General features: G+C 67.3%; 16 protein-coding genes. 7 read left to right on the top strand and 9 right to left on the bottom strand.

Going from position 1 to position 17,428, the window contains the following annotated elements; genetic code table 11:
* Positions 1–65: 65 nt before the first annotated feature.
* The 7 genes from H8R02_RS28775 to H8R02_RS28745 all read right to left on the bottom strand — a co-directional run bounded on the left by H8R02_RS28775 (position 66) and on the right by H8R02_RS28745 (position 8,158).
* Positions 66–1,229, bottom strand: a complete 1,164-nt coding sequence (locus tag H8R02_RS28775; RefSeq protein ID WP_187085277.1) for an ABC transporter substrate-binding protein — start codon at positions 1,227–1,229, stop codon at positions 66–68.
* A gap of 76 nt (positions 1,230–1,305) precedes the next feature.
* The gene (locus H8R02_RS28770) at positions 1,306–2,550 is read right to left on the bottom strand and encodes an ABC transporter substrate-binding protein (RefSeq protein ID WP_187085276.1); all 1,245 of its coding nucleotides are present in this window, start codon (positions 2,548–2,550) and stop codon (positions 1,306–1,308) included.
* A 112-nt stretch (positions 2,551–2,662) separates the two neighbouring features.
* A complete protein-coding gene (locus tag H8R02_RS28765; protein WP_187085275.1) occupies positions 2,663–4,522 on the bottom strand; it encodes an AMP-dependent synthetase/ligase in 1,860 nt (619 codons plus the stop codon).
* A 4-nt stretch (positions 4,523–4,526) separates the two neighbouring features.
* The gene (locus H8R02_RS28760) at positions 4,527–5,324 is read right to left on the bottom strand and encodes an ABC transporter ATP-binding protein (RefSeq protein WP_187085274.1); all 798 of its coding nucleotides are present in this window, start codon (positions 5,322–5,324) and stop codon (positions 4,527–4,529) included.
* The gene (locus H8R02_RS28755) at positions 5,321–6,124 is read right to left on the bottom strand and encodes an ABC transporter ATP-binding protein (RefSeq protein WP_187085273.1); all 804 of its coding nucleotides are present in this window, start codon (positions 6,122–6,124) and stop codon (positions 5,321–5,323) included. Before H8R02_RS28755 ends, H8R02_RS28760 begins: the two co-directional genes overlap by 4 nt.
* Before the next feature lie 85 nt (positions 6,125–6,209).
* Positions 6,210–7,286, bottom strand: a complete 1,077-nt coding sequence (locus tag H8R02_RS28750) for a branched-chain amino acid ABC transporter permease (RefSeq protein ID WP_187085272.1) — start codon at positions 7,284–7,286, stop codon at positions 6,210–6,212.
* Positions 7,283–8,158: a branched-chain amino acid ABC transporter permease gene (locus H8R02_RS28745; RefSeq protein ID WP_187085271.1), complete on the bottom strand. Its 876-nt coding sequence runs from the start codon at positions 8,156–8,158 to the stop codon at positions 7,283–7,285. The genes H8R02_RS28750 and H8R02_RS28745 overlap by 4 nt, the downstream gene beginning before the upstream one ends.
* 122 nt (positions 8,159–8,280) lie before the next feature.
* Here H8R02_RS28745 and H8R02_RS28740 point away from each other — a divergent pair, with 122 nt between their 5' ends.
* On the top strand, positions 8,281–9,084 hold the full coding sequence (locus H8R02_RS28740) for a crotonase/enoyl-CoA hydratase family protein (RefSeq protein ID WP_187085270.1): 804 nt from the start codon (positions 8,281–8,283) through the stop codon (positions 9,082–9,084).
* Positions 9,085–9,123: 39 nt separating this feature from the next.
* On the opposite strand, the gene H8R02_RS28735 is transcribed toward H8R02_RS28740, so the two are convergent.
* Positions 9,124–10,104 carry a sugar-binding transcriptional regulator gene (locus H8R02_RS28735; protein WP_187085269.1) on the bottom strand — a complete coding sequence of 327 codons (981 nt, stop codon included), beginning with the start codon at positions 10,102–10,104 and terminating at the stop codon, positions 9,124–9,126.
* A gap of 28 nt (positions 10,105–10,132) precedes the next feature.
* Between H8R02_RS28735 and H8R02_RS28730 the strand changes: the two genes are divergently transcribed.
* From H8R02_RS28730 to H8R02_RS28705, 6 genes are read left to right on the top strand one after another with little or no spacing between them, the layout of a single operon-like run.
* Positions 10,133–11,527 (top strand): iron-containing alcohol dehydrogenase, encoded by a 1,395-nt coding sequence (locus H8R02_RS28730; RefSeq protein ID WP_187085268.1) that lies wholly within the window; start codon positions 10,133–10,135, stop codon positions 11,525–11,527.
* On the top strand, positions 11,524–12,849 hold the full coding sequence (locus H8R02_RS28725) for an extracellular solute-binding protein (protein WP_187085267.1): 1,326 nt from the start codon (positions 11,524–11,526) through the stop codon (positions 12,847–12,849). The genes H8R02_RS28730 and H8R02_RS28725 overlap by 4 nt, the downstream gene beginning before the upstream one ends.
* Before the next feature lie 10 nt (positions 12,850–12,859).
* Positions 12,860–13,762, top strand: coding sequence for an ABC transporter permease subunit (locus H8R02_RS28720; protein WP_187085265.1), 903 nt, complete (start codon positions 12,860–12,862; stop codon positions 13,760–13,762).
* 2 nt (positions 13,763–13,764) lie between these two features.
* A complete protein-coding gene (gene ugpE, locus H8R02_RS28715; RefSeq protein ID WP_187085263.1) occupies positions 13,765–14,649 on the top strand; it encodes a sn-glycerol-3-phosphate ABC transporter permease UgpE in 885 nt (294 codons plus the stop codon).
* Positions 14,650–14,671: 22 nt separating this feature from the next.
* The gene (locus H8R02_RS28710) at positions 14,672–15,433 is read left to right on the top strand and encodes a glycerophosphodiester phosphodiesterase family protein (protein ID WP_187085261.1); all 762 of its coding nucleotides are present in this window, start codon (positions 14,672–14,674) and stop codon (positions 15,431–15,433) included.
* An 8-nt stretch (positions 15,434–15,441) separates the two neighbouring features.
* Positions 15,442–16,965: an alkaline phosphatase D family protein gene (locus H8R02_RS28705; RefSeq protein ID WP_187085260.1), complete on the top strand. Its 1,524-nt coding sequence runs from the start codon at positions 15,442–15,444 to the stop codon at positions 16,963–16,965.
* Positions 16,966–16,994: 29 nt separating this feature from the next.
* Here the strand turns inward: H8R02_RS28705 and H8R02_RS28700 are convergent, their stop codons facing one another.
* Positions 16,995–17,405, bottom strand: a complete 411-nt coding sequence (locus H8R02_RS28700) for an acyl-CoA thioesterase (RefSeq protein WP_187085258.1) — start codon at positions 17,403–17,405, stop codon at positions 16,995–16,997.
* Positions 17,406–17,428: the final 23 nt, after the last annotated feature.

Here is a 17,428-nt window from a genome sequence, read left to right as displayed (position 1 = left end):
CTTGATTCACTCGTGGCGGGTGAGCTCAGTCACCCGCCCGAGACAGAAGTATCGGCTGTTGTTTTTCAGTGCTTGCCGTAATCAGCAATCACCTTCCACTTCCCATCCACGATCTGCGACAGCCGGCTCTGGTCGGTGCCGAAGTGCTTGTTGGGCCCGAACTTGCCTTCCGCCGAGCCGAACATGTCCGGCGGCAACACGATGGACTCCATCGCCTTGATGAAGCTCTCCGTGGTGAGATTGGTGCCGGCCTTCTGCGCGGCACGGATGAACGCGTCGGTCGAGGTGTAGCCGTACACCGAGAACACGCTGGGCTCCTCGCCGTACTTGGTCACGTACTTCTGCGCCCAGAAGCGGATGGGCTGCGAGGCTTCATCGAGGTACGGGTGCTGCACCGACATGCCGGCGTACAGACCTTCCACCGCCTTGCCGCCCAGCTTGTGGATGAGGTCGGTGTACGCGGCGCTGGTGCCCAGCCACGTGGGGTTGTAGCCGGTCTTGCGCCCTTCGGCGATGGTGCCGATGGTCTCGCGGATGATGGTGCCCAGCACCACCATGTCGCAGTTGGACGACTTGAGCCTGGCCACCTGCGACGAGAAGTCGGTGGCACCGCGCTTGTAGGTGGTCTTCTCCGCCACGGTCATGCCGGCGGCCTTCGCACCGTCCTCCGCGCCGCGCAGCACTTCGAGGCCGAAGTCGTCGTCCTGGTAAAGCGCGCAGACCTTCTTCGCGTTCTTCTCCTTGGCCAGCTTGGGCAGCGTCGTGCGCACCTGGTCGTAATAGCTGGTACCCGCGGAGAACTTGAGCTTGTGGAAGGGCTCGTACATCTCGCGCGCCGCCGTGAGCGGGAAGAAGTTGATGACGTTCTTCTCGAACTGGATCGGCATCGACGCGTTGTTCATCGCCGTGCCGATGTGCCCCACGATCGCGAATACCTTGTCCTGGTTCACGAGTTTCTGCGTCGCCAGCACCGCGCGCTTGGGGTCGTAGCCGTTGTCCTCGACCAGCACGCGCAGCTTGCGGCCGTTGATGCCGCCTTGCTGCTCGTTGAGCTCGTCCACGCGCAGCAGCATGCCCTGCCGGTAGTGCTTGCCGTAGGCGGCAACCGGACCCGACAGGTCCTGGATGCTGCCGATCAGGATCTCGTTCTTGGTGACGCCCTGCGACTGGGCGTGGAGGGCCCCCGCTGCGAAGGCGAGGGTGGCGAAGAGGGCGAGCCGTGTTTTCATTCGCGAACACTCCTTGTGCAATGAGGCACAGGGCATTCTTCGCGGGCGGCCCGCAGTGTCAAGGAAGGTTTAACCCTTAGTGACTCGCGCCGTCCCGGAAGAACTCGGATTCGACCACCCACTTGCCGTCCTTCTTCTGCACCGGCTTGAGGCCGGAGAAGGCGACGTAGTCGGACACCACCTTCCAGCGGCCGTCCTGCACCTGCGACAGGCGGGAGAACTGGTTGCCCAGGTGCTTGGTGGCGCTAAACGTGAGTTCGGCGGTACCGAACATGTCGCGGTTGAAGGTCATGCCCTCCAGCGTCCTGACGAAGGTATCGGTCGTCAGCTGCGGGCCGGTCTTGAAGGCGGTCTTCACGAACGCGTCCATCGCGCCGTAGCCGTACACGGAGAACACCGTCGGCTCCTCGTTGTACTTGGTCTTGTACTTGTTGGCCCAGAAGCGCACCGGCTGCTCGGCGGCGTCGAGGTACGGGTGCTGCGCCGTCATCGTGGCGTACAGGCCGTCCGCGAGCTTGCCGCCCAGTTTCGGGATGAGGTCGGTGTAGACGGCGCTCGAGCCGAGGAACACGGGGTTGAAGCCGTTCTTCTTCGCTTCGGCCATCGTGCCCACGGTCTCGCGGATGATGGTGCCCAGCACCACCAGCTCGCAGTTGGCCGCCTTCATCTTCGCGACCTGCGAGGAGAAGTCGGTGGCGCCGCGCTTGTAGCTGGTCTTCTCGGTGAGCTGCTTGCCGATGGTCTTCAGGCCGTCCTCGGTGCCCTTGAGCACTTCGAGGCCGAAGTCGTCGTCCTGGTAGATGATGCAGGCGCGCGCGATGTTGCGGTCCTTCACCATGCGCACGGCGCCGATGCGCATCTGGTCGTAGTAGGTGGACGCGTTGGCGAACTTGAGCTTGTGCAGCGGCTCGTACATTTCGCGCGCGGCCGCGATGGGGAAGAAGTTGATGACGTTCTTCTCCATCTGCGAAGGCAGCGCCGCGATGTTCTGCGCGGTGCCCAGGTGGCCCACCATCGCGAAGATACCGTTGTCCTGCGCCATCATCTTCTGCGCGGCGAGCACGGCCTTGCGCGGGTCGTAGCCGTCGTCCTCGACGAGCAGCTTGATCTTGCGGCCGCCCACGCCGCCGAGCTCGTTAGCCTCTTCCACGCGCATCTGCATGCCCATGCGGATCTGCTTGCCGTAGGCGGCGAGCGGGCCGGAGAGGTCCTGGATGGTGCCCAGCACGATCTCGTTCTTGGTCACGCCCGGCGCGGGGCTCTGGGCGTGGGCGAGGCCGCAGCTGGCCAGTACTGCAAGGAAGGCGAGTTTCAGCTTCATGACGTCTCCGGAAGGAATGGATGTCGGGGGGAGCCCGGATTCTTTCGGGATGCGCCGGCCGTCACATTCACTTACGCGACTGCTGGTCGCGGATGCGACGGACCTAGGGTAGCTACGAATACATCGCTTCAATCTGCGGCAGGTATTTCTTCTGGACGAGTTGCCGTTTCAGCTTCATCGTCGGCGTCAGCTCCTCGTCTTCCGCGGAGAGCTGCGTGTCGAGCAGGAAGAACTTCTTGACCTGCTCCACGCGGGCGAACTTCTTGTTCACCCTGTCGATCTCCTGCTGGATCAGCGCCTGCACCTCCGGGGCGCGCGTAAGGCTCGCATAGTTGGAGAAGGGCACGTCGTGGTCCTGCGCGAACTTCTCGACGTTCTCCTGGTCGATCATGATGATGACCGTGAGGTACGGGCGCCGGTCGCCGATGACCACCGCGTCGGTGATGTACGGCGAGAACTTCAGCTCGTTCTCGAATTCGCTCGGCGTGATGTTCTTGCCGCCCGCCGTGATGATGATGTCCTTCATGCGGTCGGTGATGCGGTAGAAGCCGTCCGCGTCCACCGCGCCCACGTCGCCGGTGCGCAGCCAGCCGTCCTCGGTGAAGGTCTCCTTCGTCTTCTCGGGCTGGTTCAAGTACCCCATGAAGATGTTGGGCCCCTTCACCTGGATCTCGCCCGTCTCGGGGTCGATGCGCATCTGGTTGTGGTTGCCCGCAGGGCCGATGCTGCCGATCTTCAGCTTGGTGGGCGGCACGCAGGTGCTGCCGCCGCAGGTCTCGGTCATGCCCCACGCTTCCAGCATCGGCACGCCCAGCGCCATGTACCACTTCACGAGGTCGGGTGAGATCGGCGCGGCGCCCGTGAGCAGGAAACGCGCGCGGTTGATGCCGACCAGCTTGCGCACGTTATCGAGCGCAATCGCTCGCGCAACGCGGAACTTGAATTTCAGGAACCCATCCACCGGCTCACCCGCAAGCGTCTTCTCCGCGATCTGCAGGCCCACGCTGATGCCCCACGCGTAGGCCGCCTGCTGCAACCGGCTCGCTTCCTTGATGCCGATCATCACGCCCGAATAGAACTTCTCCCACACGCGCGGCACGGCGAACAGCACCGTCGGCTGGATCTCACGCACGTCCTCGGGCACCGTCTCGGGGTTCTCGACGAAGTTGATGGTGATGCCCACGTACAGCGGCACGTACTCGCCGAACATGCGCTCGGCGATGTGGCACAGCGGCAGGAAGCACATGCGGTCGCCGCCTTCTTCCGCCGGGATCAGGTCGGGGTAGGCGGCCAGCTGGTACACGATGCCCGCGTGGCTGTGCATCGCGCCCTTGGGCTTGCCCGTGGTGCCGGAGGTGTAGACCAGCAGCGCCAGGTTCTGTGGCTTGCTCGCCTCCACACGCCGCTTCATCTCGCCGGGGTTCTTCGCATTGAACTCGCGCCCCAGCTCGCGCAGCTTCTCGAGGCTGAGGACGTCGGGGTCGTCGAGGTCGCGCAGGCCCTTCATGTCGAAGACGATCACCTTGCGCAGTTGCGGCAGCTGCTCGCGGATCTCCAGCGCCTTGTCGAGCTGCTCCTCGTCTTCCACGAACAGGAAGTGCGTGCCGGAGTCCTCGCACAGGTAGTGCACCTGCGAAGCGGCGTCGGTGGGATAGATGCCGTTCGTCACGCCGTTGCACGAGAGGATCGCGAGGTCCGCCCAGGCCCACTCCGCGCGCGTGTTGGAGAGGATCGACGCTGTCTCGCGCTCGTTGAAGCCCAGCGCCATCAGGCCGCCTGCAACCTCGGACACGATCGTGCCCACATCGTCCCAGCTCCAGCTGCGCCAGATGCCCAGCACCTTCTGGCGCATGCATACCTTCGCGCCGCGCTTGCCCACGCCGTTCCAGAACATCTTGGGCACCGTGTCGCCCGGCACGCCCTGCTCGCCCGCCGTGTTGGTGATCTCGCCCGCTTCCCAAAGGTTACTCATCGCGCTACCTCCACGTCTTCTTCTTCTTCCAGCGGCGGTCGCCGCGCACGCCCGCCTCCTTCATGCCCAGGTAGAACTCCTTGATGTCTTCCTTCTCGCGCAGCCGCGCGCAGGTGTCTTCCATCACGATGCGGCCGTTCTCCAGCACGTAGCCGTAGTCGCTGGCGTTGAGCGCCATGTTGGCGTTCTGCTCCACGAGCAGGATGGTGGTGCCGCGCTCGCGGTTGATGCGCACCACGATCTCGAAGATTTCCTTCGTGAGCTTGGGACTCAAGCCGAGGCTCGGTTCGTCGAGGAGGATCAGGTCGGGGGCGGCCATGATGGCGCGCGAGATCGCCAGCATCTGCTGCTGCCCGCCGGAGAGCAGGCCGGCGTCCTGCGAGGCGCGCTCCTTCAGGATGGGGAAGTAGCGGTACACCGCCTCCATGTCCTGCGCGACACCGTCGCGGTCCTTGCGCGTGTAGGCGCCCATCAGCAGGTTGTCGTGCACCGACAGCAGCGGGAACACCTCGCGCCCCTCGGGCACGTGCACCAGCCCCTGCTGCACGATGTGCGCCGGGTCGTTGGCGGTGATCTCCTCGCCCTTGAACTCGATGCTGCCCTTGCGCGGGTCGATGATGCCGCTGATCGTCTTGAGGATGGTGGTCTTGCCCGCGCCGTTGGAACCCAGCACGGTGGCGATCTCGCCGCGCCGCACCTGCAGGCTCACGCCGCGGATGGCCTTGATCGGGCCGTAGGCGCTCTCGACGTTGAGCAGCTTCAGAACCGGCTGGTCCGACACCGCGGGAGGGTTCGTCGTCATGCCGCCAACTCCCTGCGCAGCGACGACACGTCGTCGACGGTGCCGAGGTAAGCCTCGATCACCGCCGGGTGCGACTGCACTTCGCGCGGCGTGCCCATTGCGATCACCTCGCCCTGGTTCATGGCGAGCACGCGGTCGCTCACCTTGGAGACCAGCGTCATGTCGTGCTCCACCATCAGCACGGTGACGCCCAGCTCGTGCTTGATGTCCTGGATCCAGAACGCCATGTCGTCGGTCTCTTCCACGTTCAGGCCGGAGGAGGGCTCGTCCAGCAGCAGCAGCTTGGGCTCCGTGCACAGTGCCCGCGCCAGCTCCACCACCTTGCGCACGCCGTACGGCAGGCCGGCCACGAGCAGGTCGCGTGCCTTCTGCAGGTTCAGCAGGTCGATCACCTGTTCCACCTTCTCGCGGTGCGCGCGTTCGGCCGCGCGCACCTTGCCGGTGAAGAACATCTCGGCGAACAGCCCCGTGCTGCGGTGCGTATGGCGGCCGATCAGCAGGTTGTGCAGCACGGTGGCGTGCTCGAACAGCTCGATGTTCTGGAAGGTGCGGGCGATGCCCACGCGCGCGATACGGTGCGGTGGCAGGGCCGTGAGCTCTTCGCCCTCGTATGTGATGCTGCCCTGCGTGGGGTTGTAGATGCGGCTGATGAGGTTGAACACCGTCGTCTTGCCCGCGCCGTTGGGGCCGATGAGGGTGAACACCTCGCCGCGCTTCACGTCGAAGCTGACGTCGTTGACGGCCAGCACGCCGCCGAAGCGCACGCTGATGTTCTTCGCGGTGAGCAGGGGGTCGTTCATGCGGGGCTCCGCAGGGCCGCCCCAAGGCAGCCCCGAGCCCCCTCGGGGGGCAGCGCAGCACACGAAGTGGCAAGCGTGGGGGTCGTCATTTCAACCGGTCCGATTTCTGGAAGGACTTCTGCCGCTTGAACAAGCCCTTGCGGTAGAACGGGAAGAGCTGCAGGTAGGTGCGCATCTTCAGCCAGCGGCCGTAGATGCCCATCGGCTCGAACATCACGAAGGCGATGAGCACGCTGCCGTACACCACGGCCTGCAGGCCCGCGGCCTGGCCGATGGTGGGTGGCAGGTAGTCCTTCACCACCGCGATCAGCTGCGGCATCGAGATGATGAAGATCGCGCCCAGGAAGGCGCCGTGCACCGAGCCGAGCCCGCCGATGACCACCATCAGCAGCAGGTCGATCGACTGCAGGATGTTGAACTGGTCCGGCGAGATGAAGGACAGCTTGTGCGCGTAGAGCGAGCCGCCCAGCCCCGCGAGCGCGGCGGAGAGCGCGAACGACAGCGTCTTGTAGCGCGCGAGGTGGATGCCCATGCTCTGCGCGGAGATCTCGCTGTCGCGGATCGCGACGAAGGCGCGGCCCGTCGGCGAGCGCAGCAGGTTGAGGATCGCGAGCGTGGCGGCTGCCGTGACCACAAGGCACAGGTAGTAGAACTCGGTGTCGCTGGACAGGCTCCAGCCGAACATCGAGGGCTTGCTCACGCTCATGCCGGCATTGCCCTTGGTCACCGACTCCCAGCGCGCCAGCACTTCCTCCACGATGAAGCCGAACGCCAGCGTGGCCATGCCGAGGTAGATGCCCTTGACGCGCAGCGCCGGCAGCCCCACCACGATGCCCACTGCCGCAGACAGCACCGTCGCGACCACCATCGCCAGCGGGAACGGCATGCCCTTGGACGTGAAGTACGCCTGCGTGTACGCGCCCACGCCGAGGAAAGCCGCGTGCCCGAGCGAGAAGAGCCCCGTGAAGCCGGCCAGCAGCATCAGCCCCAGCCCGACGATGGAGTAGATCAGCACGAACGTGAGCTGCGACAGCGCGTACTGCCCGAACACCCAGGGCGCGGCCAGCAGCACCACACCGAGCAGGCCGTACCAGAAGACGTGGCCACCATGCTTGGCCAGGCGGATGTCCTGGTCGTAGTCGGTCTTGAAGATGAATCTCATACCTTCTTCCGGAGCTTCTCGCCGAAGAGACCGTTGGGCTTGACCATCAGCATGATCAACACGACCACGTACGCGGCAACGTCCTTGAACCCTTCAGGCAGGTAGAAGCCCGAGAGCGATTCCACGGTGCCGATCACCAGCCCGCCGACGATCGCGCCGGGCAAGCTGCCGAAGCCACCCACCACCGCCGCGGGGAAAGCCTTCAACCCGATGAAGCCCATGTTCGCGTGCACGAACGTGATCGGCGCCAGCAGCAGCCCGGCGATTGCCGCGACGGATGCGGCGAGCCCCCACACGACGCTGTTGAGCCGCTTCACCGGGATGCCCATGTAATAGGCCGCCAGCTGGTTCTGCGACGCGGCCTGCATCGCGATGCCGACCTTGCTGTACTTGAAGACGACATAGAGCAGCGCGCACAAGGCCGTGGTCGCCCCGATCACCACCATCTGCTCCACGTTGAGCACGAGGCCGCCGGCGTTCCACACCTGGTCCTTGTACGGCACGGGCAGCGTGTGCGTGTCGGTGCCGATGCCCGGGATCATCGTGATGAGGCCGCGCGCCACGTAGCCGATGCCCACCGTGAGCATCACGATCGAGAAAGCCGGCTGCCCCAGGATCGGGCGGATGACGATCGTTTCCAGCAGCAGCCCGAACAGCGCCATGGCGGCGATGGCGCTGATCACCGCCACCCAGAAGGGGAAGCCCATCATCGTCATGGCCGCCAAGCCGAAGAACGAGCCGAGCATCATGAGTTCGCCCTGCGCGAAGCTCACCGTCTCGGTGGCCTTGTAGATCAGCACGAAGCCCAGCGCGATCAGGCCGTAGATGCAGCCCTGCGCCACGCCGCTGATCAACAGTTGGAGGAATTGCACGCGTTGCCTCGAAGTAGGGGGCTTTCGTTATATCGGCGAGGGGCCGGATCAAATACAGGGTTGCCCCGTAATGGCTGTCGCGAACTCGACCGGTGGCGGTGGTTTCGGGTGTAATGCCGGGCATGGAAACGCCAGCCGTGACGGTGGACAAGCTCGGCGCGGTCACGGTCGTGACACTCGACCGCCCCGATGTGCGCAATGCCGTGGACGCGGAGACCGCGCGGGCCTTGTACCGGGCGTTCCTCGCGTTCGACGCGGACGCCGATGCGCGCGTGGCGGTGTTCCACGGCGCAAACGGGCACTTCTGCGCCGGCTGGGACCTGCAATATGGTGCGCGCATGGCGCAAAGCGAGGGCGGCGTGCCGGCCATTTCGCAGCTGGACTTCGACGAACTCGACGAGAACCCGCTGGGGCCGATGGGCCCCTCGCGCCTGCTGCTTTCCAAGCCCGTCATTGCAGCAGTGAGCGGCGCCGCCGTGGCCGGCGGCATGGAGCTGGCCCTGTGGTGCGACATGCGCGTGATGGAGGAAGACGCGTATTTCGGCGTCTACTGCCGCCGCTTCGGCGTGCCACTGATCGACGGCGGCACGGTGCGGTTGCCGCGGCTGGTCGGGCTCTCACGCGCGCTCGACCTGATCCTCACGGGCCGCAAGGTGGAGTCGGCCGAGGCGTTGCAGATGGGCCTTGCGAACCGCGTCGTGCCCAAGGGCTCGGTGCGCGAGGCCGCCCTCGAGCTCGCGCAGCAGCTCACGAAGTTTCCGCAGGCCACGATGCTCGCCGACCGCATGAACGCCTACGAGCAATGGGACCAGCCGTTCCAGCGCGCGCTGGTGACGGAGTGGCAGCGCAGCAAGCACCGCATCGCGGACGGTTTGCAGGGCGCGACGCGCTTCGCGTCGGGCGAGGGACGCCACGGGAAGTTCTGAGAGCTGTCATGCCGGGCTCGACCCGGCATCCATGTCTGCCTACCCGCCAGCCAGCTTCAACGCCCCCGCCGCCGTCTTCTCGTCGCACACCAGCACCGACGCCAGTTTCCCGCGCAGCACCGCCGCGATCACGCCCGCCTTGTTGTCGCCCCCGGAGGTGACGATCACCGTCGGTATCTTCGCCAGCGTCTCCAGCGGCGGCGAGATCGCACGCTGGCTGAGGGGGTGGTCCACCGGCCGGCCGTCCGCGTCGATGAACCGCCCGAGGATGTCGCCGACCGCATGCGCGCGCTTCAGGCTCGCCACGGTCACGTCCCGCGGCAGCCCGTACCGGATCAGCAGCGACTTGTCGCTCAAATCGCCCACGCTCAGCAGCGCGACGTCGTTGGCCGCCATCCCCGCGAACGACTCCTTGAACACGTCCTGCGCCACCAGCAGGTCGCGCGACTTCGGCGAGCCCGCATACAGCGGCGCCGCGAGGTAGCTGCAGCTCGCGCCCAGCCGCGCCGCGAGCGCGCTGGCGGTCTCGAACGTGTTGATCTCCAGGCCATGCGTCAGCCCGCCCATCATCGAGCTCACGTGCAGCTGCGGCCATTGGCCCGCCTTCACGAAGCGGATGGTCTCGCGCAGCGTCGCGCCCCAGCCCACGCCGATGCGGCGCACGCGGTGCGTCTCCAGGTGCCGCGAGAGGAACTCGCCGGTGGCGCGCCCGAGCTGCAGCGGCAACTGCGCCGCGTCCTGCGGCGTCGGCACGATCACCGCATCCGCCAGCCCCCAGGCGCGCTTGAGTTCGTCCTCCAGGGCCAGGCAGCTTGCCAGCCGCGAGTTGATGGTGATGCCCACCAGCCCGCTCGTGCGCGCCTCGCCCAGCAGGCGGTTCACGCGCAGGCGCGTGGTGCCCAGCCGGCCTGCCACGCGGTCCTGCGTGAGGCCCTCCATGTAATAGAGCCACGCCGCGCGTACCGCGGCTTCCTCGTCGTCCATTCGTGCTTCCCCCGCGCGGATGATGCTACTAGACATTTGTTTTCCGTGCGATACACTTGTTTTGATGACGATCCTGGAAGCCGCGCTTCGCGATGCGGCCGTGACCCGTGAAGTGGTGGTGGGGCCGGGCGCCGCGGCGGCGGTGCCGGCCGTTGCGGCCCGCGTGGCACCGGGGGCGCGCTGGCTCGTGGTGGCCGACCGCAAAACGTGGGAGGCCGCGGGCCGTGACGTGCACGAGGCGCTGCAGGCGCAAGGCCAGGGCACGGCGAGCCCGTTGCTGTTCGACGCCGAGCCGCGCCTGAAGCCGCGCGCGGAGGCGGCGCAACTGGTCGCGGCGCGGCTGGCGCAGACAGGCGCGACGCCCGTGGCCGTCGGGTCCGGCGTCGTCAACGACCTCGTCAAATATGCCGCCGCGATCGCGGGCCGGCCTTATGTCTGCGTGGCGACCGCCGCATCGATGGACGGCTACGCCGCGTCCGGCGCCGCGTTGCTGGAGGGCGGCTTCAAGCGCACGCTCGCATGCCCGCCGCCCGTGGCGATCCTCGCCGACCCCGCGGTGCTCGCGTCCGCGCCCGCACGCATGGTGGGCTGGGGCTATGGCGACCTTGCGGGCAAGGTGGTGGCAGGCGCCGACTGGGTGCTGGCCGACGCGCTGGGCGTGGAAGCGATCAACCGCGGGCCGTTCGACCTCGTGCAGGATCATTTGCCCGAATGGCTGGGACGGCCGGAACGCCTGGCCGCGGCCGACCCGCAGGCGCTGGCCGCGCTGCTCGCCGGCCTGCTCGTGAGCGGCTTCGCGATGCAGGCGCACGGCAACTCGCGCCCCGCCAGCGGCAGCGACCACCAGTTCTCGCACCTGTGGGAGATGGAAGGCCTGCAGGTGGACGGCGAAGCAGCGGCGCACGGCGCGTGCGTCGGCGTCGGCTGCGTGGCGATGCTTGCGCTTTACGAGTGGCTGCTGGCGCGCACCGCGCAGGAACTCGAGTCCGCCCATGCACCCGACTACGACGACGCTGCCGCGCTCGACCGCGAAATCACCGCAGCGCTGGGCGACGGCGAAGTCGCCGCCGCCGCACGCACCGAGATGACTGCGAAACGCGCGATCGGCAGCCGCAGCGCGCGCGTGCAGCGCTTCATGTCGGCGTGGCCCGGGTTGCGCCAGTCTCTGGCCTCGCGCCTCGTGCCCGCGCGCGAGATGCAACGCCGCCTCGCGACGCTCGGCGCGCCCACGCATCCGCACGACCTCGGCCTCGACGTGGCGACGCTGGCCGCCGACTACCGCCGTGCGCGCCTCATCCGGCGCCGCTACACGCTGCTCGACTTGCTGGAAGACCTGGGCTGGCTCGACCGCGCCGTCGGCGAGCTGTGCGGCCCGCAGGGCTTCTGGACCGTTCAACCCCCGACGTGGCGACACACGCCCGCGATTTCAAGCAACCTTGCCCAAGGAGACAGACCATGAATGCATTCCGACGTTTGCTGACGGCCGGCGCCTGCGCGGCGCTGCTCGGCCTGAACGCGCTGCCCGCGGCCGCGCAACCCATCCAGGTGCAGTGGTGGCACGCCATGGGCGGCACGCTCGGCGAGCGCGTCGACGAGCTGGTGAAGAACTTCAACTCGTCGCAGACCAAGTACCAGGTGGTGGCCACCAACAAGGGCAACTACGACGAGGTGATCAACGCCGCAATCGCCGCGTACCGCGCCAAGCGCGCGCCGCAGCTCGTGCAGATCTACGAGCGCGGCTTCATGACCATGCTGCTGTCCGACGCCACGCTGCCGGTGCAGGACTTCATGACGCAGCGCGGCCAGCAGGTGGACTGGAACGACTTCGTGCGGCCCGTCGCCGGCTTCTACAGCTACAAGGGCAAGCTGATGGCGATGCCCTTCAACTCGTCCTCGCCGATCCTCTGGTACAACAAGGAGCACTTCGCGAAAGCCGGCTTCCCCAACGGGCCCGCGCAGACGTGGCAGGACCTCGAGAAGCAGCTCTATGCGATCAAGCAGAAGGGCATCTCGCAGTGCGGCTCGGCCCTGGCGGGGGACTACCACTGGAGCCTGTTCGAGAACTACAGCGCGATCAACGACTTTCCCTATGCCACGCAGGCCAACGGCTACAAGGGCCTGAACACCGAGTTCGTCTACAACAAGACCGGCGTGGTCCAGCAGGTCGCGCGCATCAAGAAATGGGTCGACGACGGCCTGATGCAGATTGCCGGCCAGGGCTTCAGCCCCGAGCAGCTCTTCACGTCCGGGCGGTGCTCCACGTTCTTCGCCTCGACCGCGGCGCACGGCAGCATCGAGCGCAATTCCAAGATCGACTGGAGCGCCACCTACCTGCCGTGGGAGCAGGGCAGGCAGCCGAAGAACAGCACCATCGGCGGCGCGGCGCTGTGGGTGCTCAAGGGCGGCAAGCCGCAGGAGTACGAAGGCGTCGCCGCCTTCCTCGCCTTCCTGGCCAAGCCTGAGACGCAGCTTTGGTGGCACAAGGTGACGGGCTACGTGCCGCTCACCGACAAGGCCTACCAGATCGCCAAGATCCAGGGCTACTACAAGGACCACCCGACCCGCGAGATCGCCATCCTGCAGCTGGGCCGCGGCACGCCGACCGAGAACTCCACCGGGTTCCACTTCGGCAACTTCACGCAGACCATGTTCGCCCAGCGCGAGGAGTTCGAGGCCGTGCTGGCCGGCAAGAAGACGCCGCAGGAGGCGATGGACGCGGCCGTCTCGCGCGGCAACGAGATCCTGCGGCAGTACGAGAAGCTGAACAAGGGCAAGTACTGAAAGTAACGACATGGGAGAAGAAGCAGGCCTGAAGCGCGCGCACTTCCGCGGCGTGCGCCTGCCCGTGCTGCTGCTGCTGCCGCAGCTGGGCATCCTGCTGTTCTTCTTCTTCATCCCGTCGCTGCGCGCGCTGACGCAGGCCTTCCTGCTGTCCGACCCGTTCGGCAACACCGTCCATTTCGCCGGCCTCGACAACTTCCGCCAGCTCCTCGCGAGCGAGTCGTACCGCGAGTCCGTGAAGGTGACGGTGGTGTTCACGCTCGCGCAGAACGTGCTCACCATCGCCGTCGCGCTGGTGCTCGCATTCGCATCGGACCGCATCATCCGCGGGCGCGAGCTGTACAAGGCGATCATCCTCTTGCCCTACGCGATCGCGCCGGTCATCGCGGGCATCCTGTGGGCCTTCCTCTTCAACCCCGCCGTGGGGCCGCTCGCCCACGTCATGCAGGACATGGGGCTGGCGTGGGACCCCAACCGCAACGGCACCGACGCGATGGTGCTCGTCGTGCTGGCCGCGTCGTGGAAGCACATCTGCTATGACTACATCTTCCTGCTGGCCGGGCTGCTGGCCATCCCGTCGTCGCTGATCGAGGCGGCCGCGGTGGACGGCGCGGGACCGCTGCGGCGGTTCTTCAGCGTGGGGCTGCCCCTGCTCGGGCCGACGGTGTTCTTCCTGGCGGTGATGAACTTCGTGTACGGCTTCTTCGAGGTGTTCGCCATTGTGCATGCCGTCACGAAAGGCGGGCCCGCGGGGGCCACCAACGTGCTGGTCTACAAGGTGTTCACCGACGGCTTCGTCAACCTGGACCTGGGCTCGTCGGCCGCGCAGTCGGTGATCCTGATGACGTTCGCGCTGCTGCTCACGCTGCTGCAGTTCCGCTACGTCGAGCGCAAGGTCAACTACGACTCCTGAAGATGGTCGAGCGCACCCCCATCCTGAACGGCATTTGCCACGCCCTCCTGCTGGCGGGCGTCGCGGCCGTTTGCGTGCCGCTCTGGCTGGCGTTCGTGGCGAGCTCCCTCACCATCGAGGAGGTGCTGCAGGTGCCGCTGCCCTGGCTGCCGGGCGGCGAGTTCCTCGCGAACGTGGGCACGGCCTGGAGCAAGGCCAACTTCCAGCGCCTCTTCTTCAACTCGTTCGTGGTAGCCGTGGGCATCACCGTGGGCAAGATCGCGGTGTCGATGCTGTCGGCGTTCGCCATCACGTACTTCCGCTTCCCGTTCCGCATGGCGGCGTTCTGGCTGATCTTCGTGTCGCTGATGCTGCCGATCGAGGTCCGCATCTCGCCGACGTACGAGGCGGTCGCCAATGCGGCCCTGCCGTTGCAGTGGATCGCCGACCTCGCGCACCTGGACGTGCACCTCGAATGGAACATGGTCAACACCTACCCGGGGCTGATCCTGCCGCTGGTGGCCTCGGCTTCGGCCACGTTCCTGTTCCGCCAGTTCTTCCTGACCGTGCCCGACGAGTTGTGCGAGGCGGCACGCCTGGACGGCGCGAGCCCGATGCACTTCTTCTTCACGGTGCTGCTGCCGCTGTCGCGCTCGAACATGGTGGCGCTGGCGATCATCCTGTTCCTGTACGGATGGAACCAGTACCTGTGGCCGCTGCTCTTCACGACCGAGCCGGAGATGGGCACGGCGGTGATCGGCCTGACGCACCTCATCCCGAAATCCGACACGCAGCCCGCGTGGAACGTGGCCATGGCGGCCGCGCTGCTGACGATGCTGCCGCCGGTGGTGGTGGTCGTGGTGCTGCAGCGGTCGTTCGTGAAGGGCCTGGTGGACAGCAGCAAGTGAAACCGACAAGGAGCACGCAAGCATGATCATCGTGGGACACCGCGGCGCGCGGGAACTGTGGCCGGAGAACAGCCTCTTCGGGTTTCGCAAGCTGATCGAACTCGGCGCGGACGCGGTGGAGTTCGACGTGCACGAAACACGCGACGGCACGGCCGTCGTGCTGCACGACCCGCTGCTGGACCGCACCACCGACGCGCGCGGCGCGGTGAAGGACCTCGATGCCGTCACTGTCCTGAGCGCGCGGCTGCGCCGCGGCCAGAGCGCGGTGGATGCCCCCTCGGGCGAGAGCGTGCCTACACTCGATGCCGTGCTCGACTTCTTCCGCCCGACGCGCATGGAACTGCACGTGGAGATCAAGACCAATGCGGCCGGCGAATTGCCGGACGGCGCCATCGCGCGCCTCGTGCGCAAGCTGCACGACGCCGGCGTGGCCGACCGCAGCATCCTCACCTGCTTCGTGCCCGAGGTGCTGGAGCAGGTGCGGCGGGAGTGGCCGCAAGGCCGCGTGCTCGCCTCGCTCGACCACCGCAGCGCGGAGATGCTGGGCGGCATCACGCGCGCGCTGGAGCGCTACAACGCCATCCCCGGTTGCATCGTCGCCGTGCAGAAGGTGCTGCTTGCCGCCACGTGGAACCAGTGCCTGCGCGCGCTCGGCAGCGAGCGCCTGGGCGTGTGGGTGATCAACGAGCCCGGCGAGATCGCGCACTGGATGAAGATGCCGGTGCGCCAGATCACCACCGACCGCCCGGACCTGTGCCTGGGGGCGCGCCGCGCCGGGCGATGAGCAGCGGCATGCGCGGCGCACGGCGGCGGCTGCTCGCGGGCGGCGCGGCGATGCTGGCGTGCCCCGCGCTCGTGCTGCATGCGCAGCCGCGGCGGGACCGCAACCCGTTCACGCTCGGCGTGGCCTCGGGTTGCCCGCGCCCGGACGGCGTCGTGTTGTGGACGCGCCTGGCGTTGGAGCCGCTCGCAGGCGGCGGCATGGGCGATGCGGCGGTGCCGGTGCAATGGGAACTCGCGGCGGACGAAGGCTTCCGGCAAGTCGTGGCGAGCGGCAGCGTGCGGGCGTCGGCCGACGAGGCGCATTCGGCGCGCGTGGAGCTCTCCGGGCTGCAACCCGCGCGTGACTACTGGTACCGATTCACCGCGCTGGGTGCGCGCAGCCCCGCCGGCCGCACCCGGACCGCGCCCGCCGCCGGCAGCAACGCACCGGTGCGGTTCGCGTTCGCTTCGTGCCAACACTACGAACAAGGCTGGTTCACGGCCTACCGCGACATGGCCACGCAGCAGCTGGACTTCGTGCTGCACCTGGGCGACTACATCTACGAGTCGTCGTGGGGCGTCCGGCGTGTGCGCCGCCACGAAACCGGGATCCCGACCGAACTCCACGAGTTCCGCGATCGTTATGCGCTCTACAAGGGCGACGCACACCTGCAGGCGGCGCATGCCGCTTTCCCGTGGGTCGTCACCTGGGACGACCATGAAGTCGCCAACGACTACACCGGCGACCGTTCGCAACGCATGCAGGAGCCGGCGCGCTTCATGAAGGTCCGCGCGGCCGCTTACCAGGCGTGGTACGAGCACATGCCCGTGCCCGCGAGCATGCGGCCGCGCAACGGCATGGCCACCATCCACGCGAGCTACCGTTTCGGCGACCAGGTGGACCTGCTGGTGCTCGACGGCCGGCAGCACCGCTCGCCGCACGTGTGCCTGCCGGGAACCAGCGCACAGCCGCTGGTGGATTGCGCGCAGAGGCAGGACGCCGCGCGCACCTTCTTCGGCGCGGCGCAGGAGGCGTGGATCGATCAGCAATTGCAGGCGCGTCCCGCGAAATGGACGGTGCTGGGCCAACCCACGCTGCTCACACCCACCAACCGCGGCACGCGCGACGCGCCGGCGTACTGGATGGACGGCTGGGACGGCTACCCGGCGGCGCGCACGCGCCTGCTGGACGCGCTGGCGCGGCACCGGCCGTCGAACGTGGTCGTGGCGAGCGGCGACGTGCACGCCTTCTGGGCGGCCGACGTCGTGCGCGAGCCGGGCGGCCCGGCGGTGGCGAGCGAGTTCGTGGGCGGCGCGATCACGTCCGAAGGGCCGCGCGCGGAGACGGTCCAGCGCATGCTGGCCAACAACCCGCACCTGCGCTGGGGGCGCGCGGACCGCCGCGGCTACGCCGTGGCCGACATCGCCAGCGAGCGTTGCCGCGTCGAGTTCCGCGCCGTGGACGACGTGGCCGATGCCGCGTCACCCGTGCGACCCTTTCAGCGGTTCTCCGTGGCCGACGGCGTCGCGGGCGTGCGGGTCGAGGGCGCCTGAACGAGCGCGCGCCCTTGCCCGGGGGCGCGTCAGCTCTTCGGGATCGGCCGCGGCTTGCCGTCGTCGTCGATGGCGACGTAGGTGAGCGACGCCTGCGTCACCTTGACGAACTGCCCCTGCGCGCGAAAGCGCTCCGCGTAAACCTCCACGTCGACCGTGATCGAGGTGTTGCCGATCCGCGTGACGTGCGAGAAGAAGCTCAGGATGTCGCCCACGCGCACCGGCTGCTTGAAGATGAACTGGTTCACCGCCACGGTGGCCATTCGCCCCTGCACGTGCCGCGCCGGGATCACCGAGCCGGCCAGGTCCACCTGCGCCATGACCCAGCCGCCGAAGATGTCGCCGTTGCCGTTGGTGTCCGCCGGCATGGGGATGACCTTGAGAACCAGTTCCTTGTCCGAGGGCAATGGGGGCGGGGGCAGCTGGGCGATGGCGGACATGGGCACAATCCTCTCAAACAGTA

This window comes from Ramlibacter albus (assembly GCF_014297445.1).
Taxonomy (GTDB): Bacteria; Pseudomonadota; Gammaproteobacteria; order Burkholderiales; family Burkholderiaceae_C; genus Ramlibacter; species Ramlibacter albus.
This window is presented reverse-complemented; position numbering and strand designations above follow the sequence as displayed.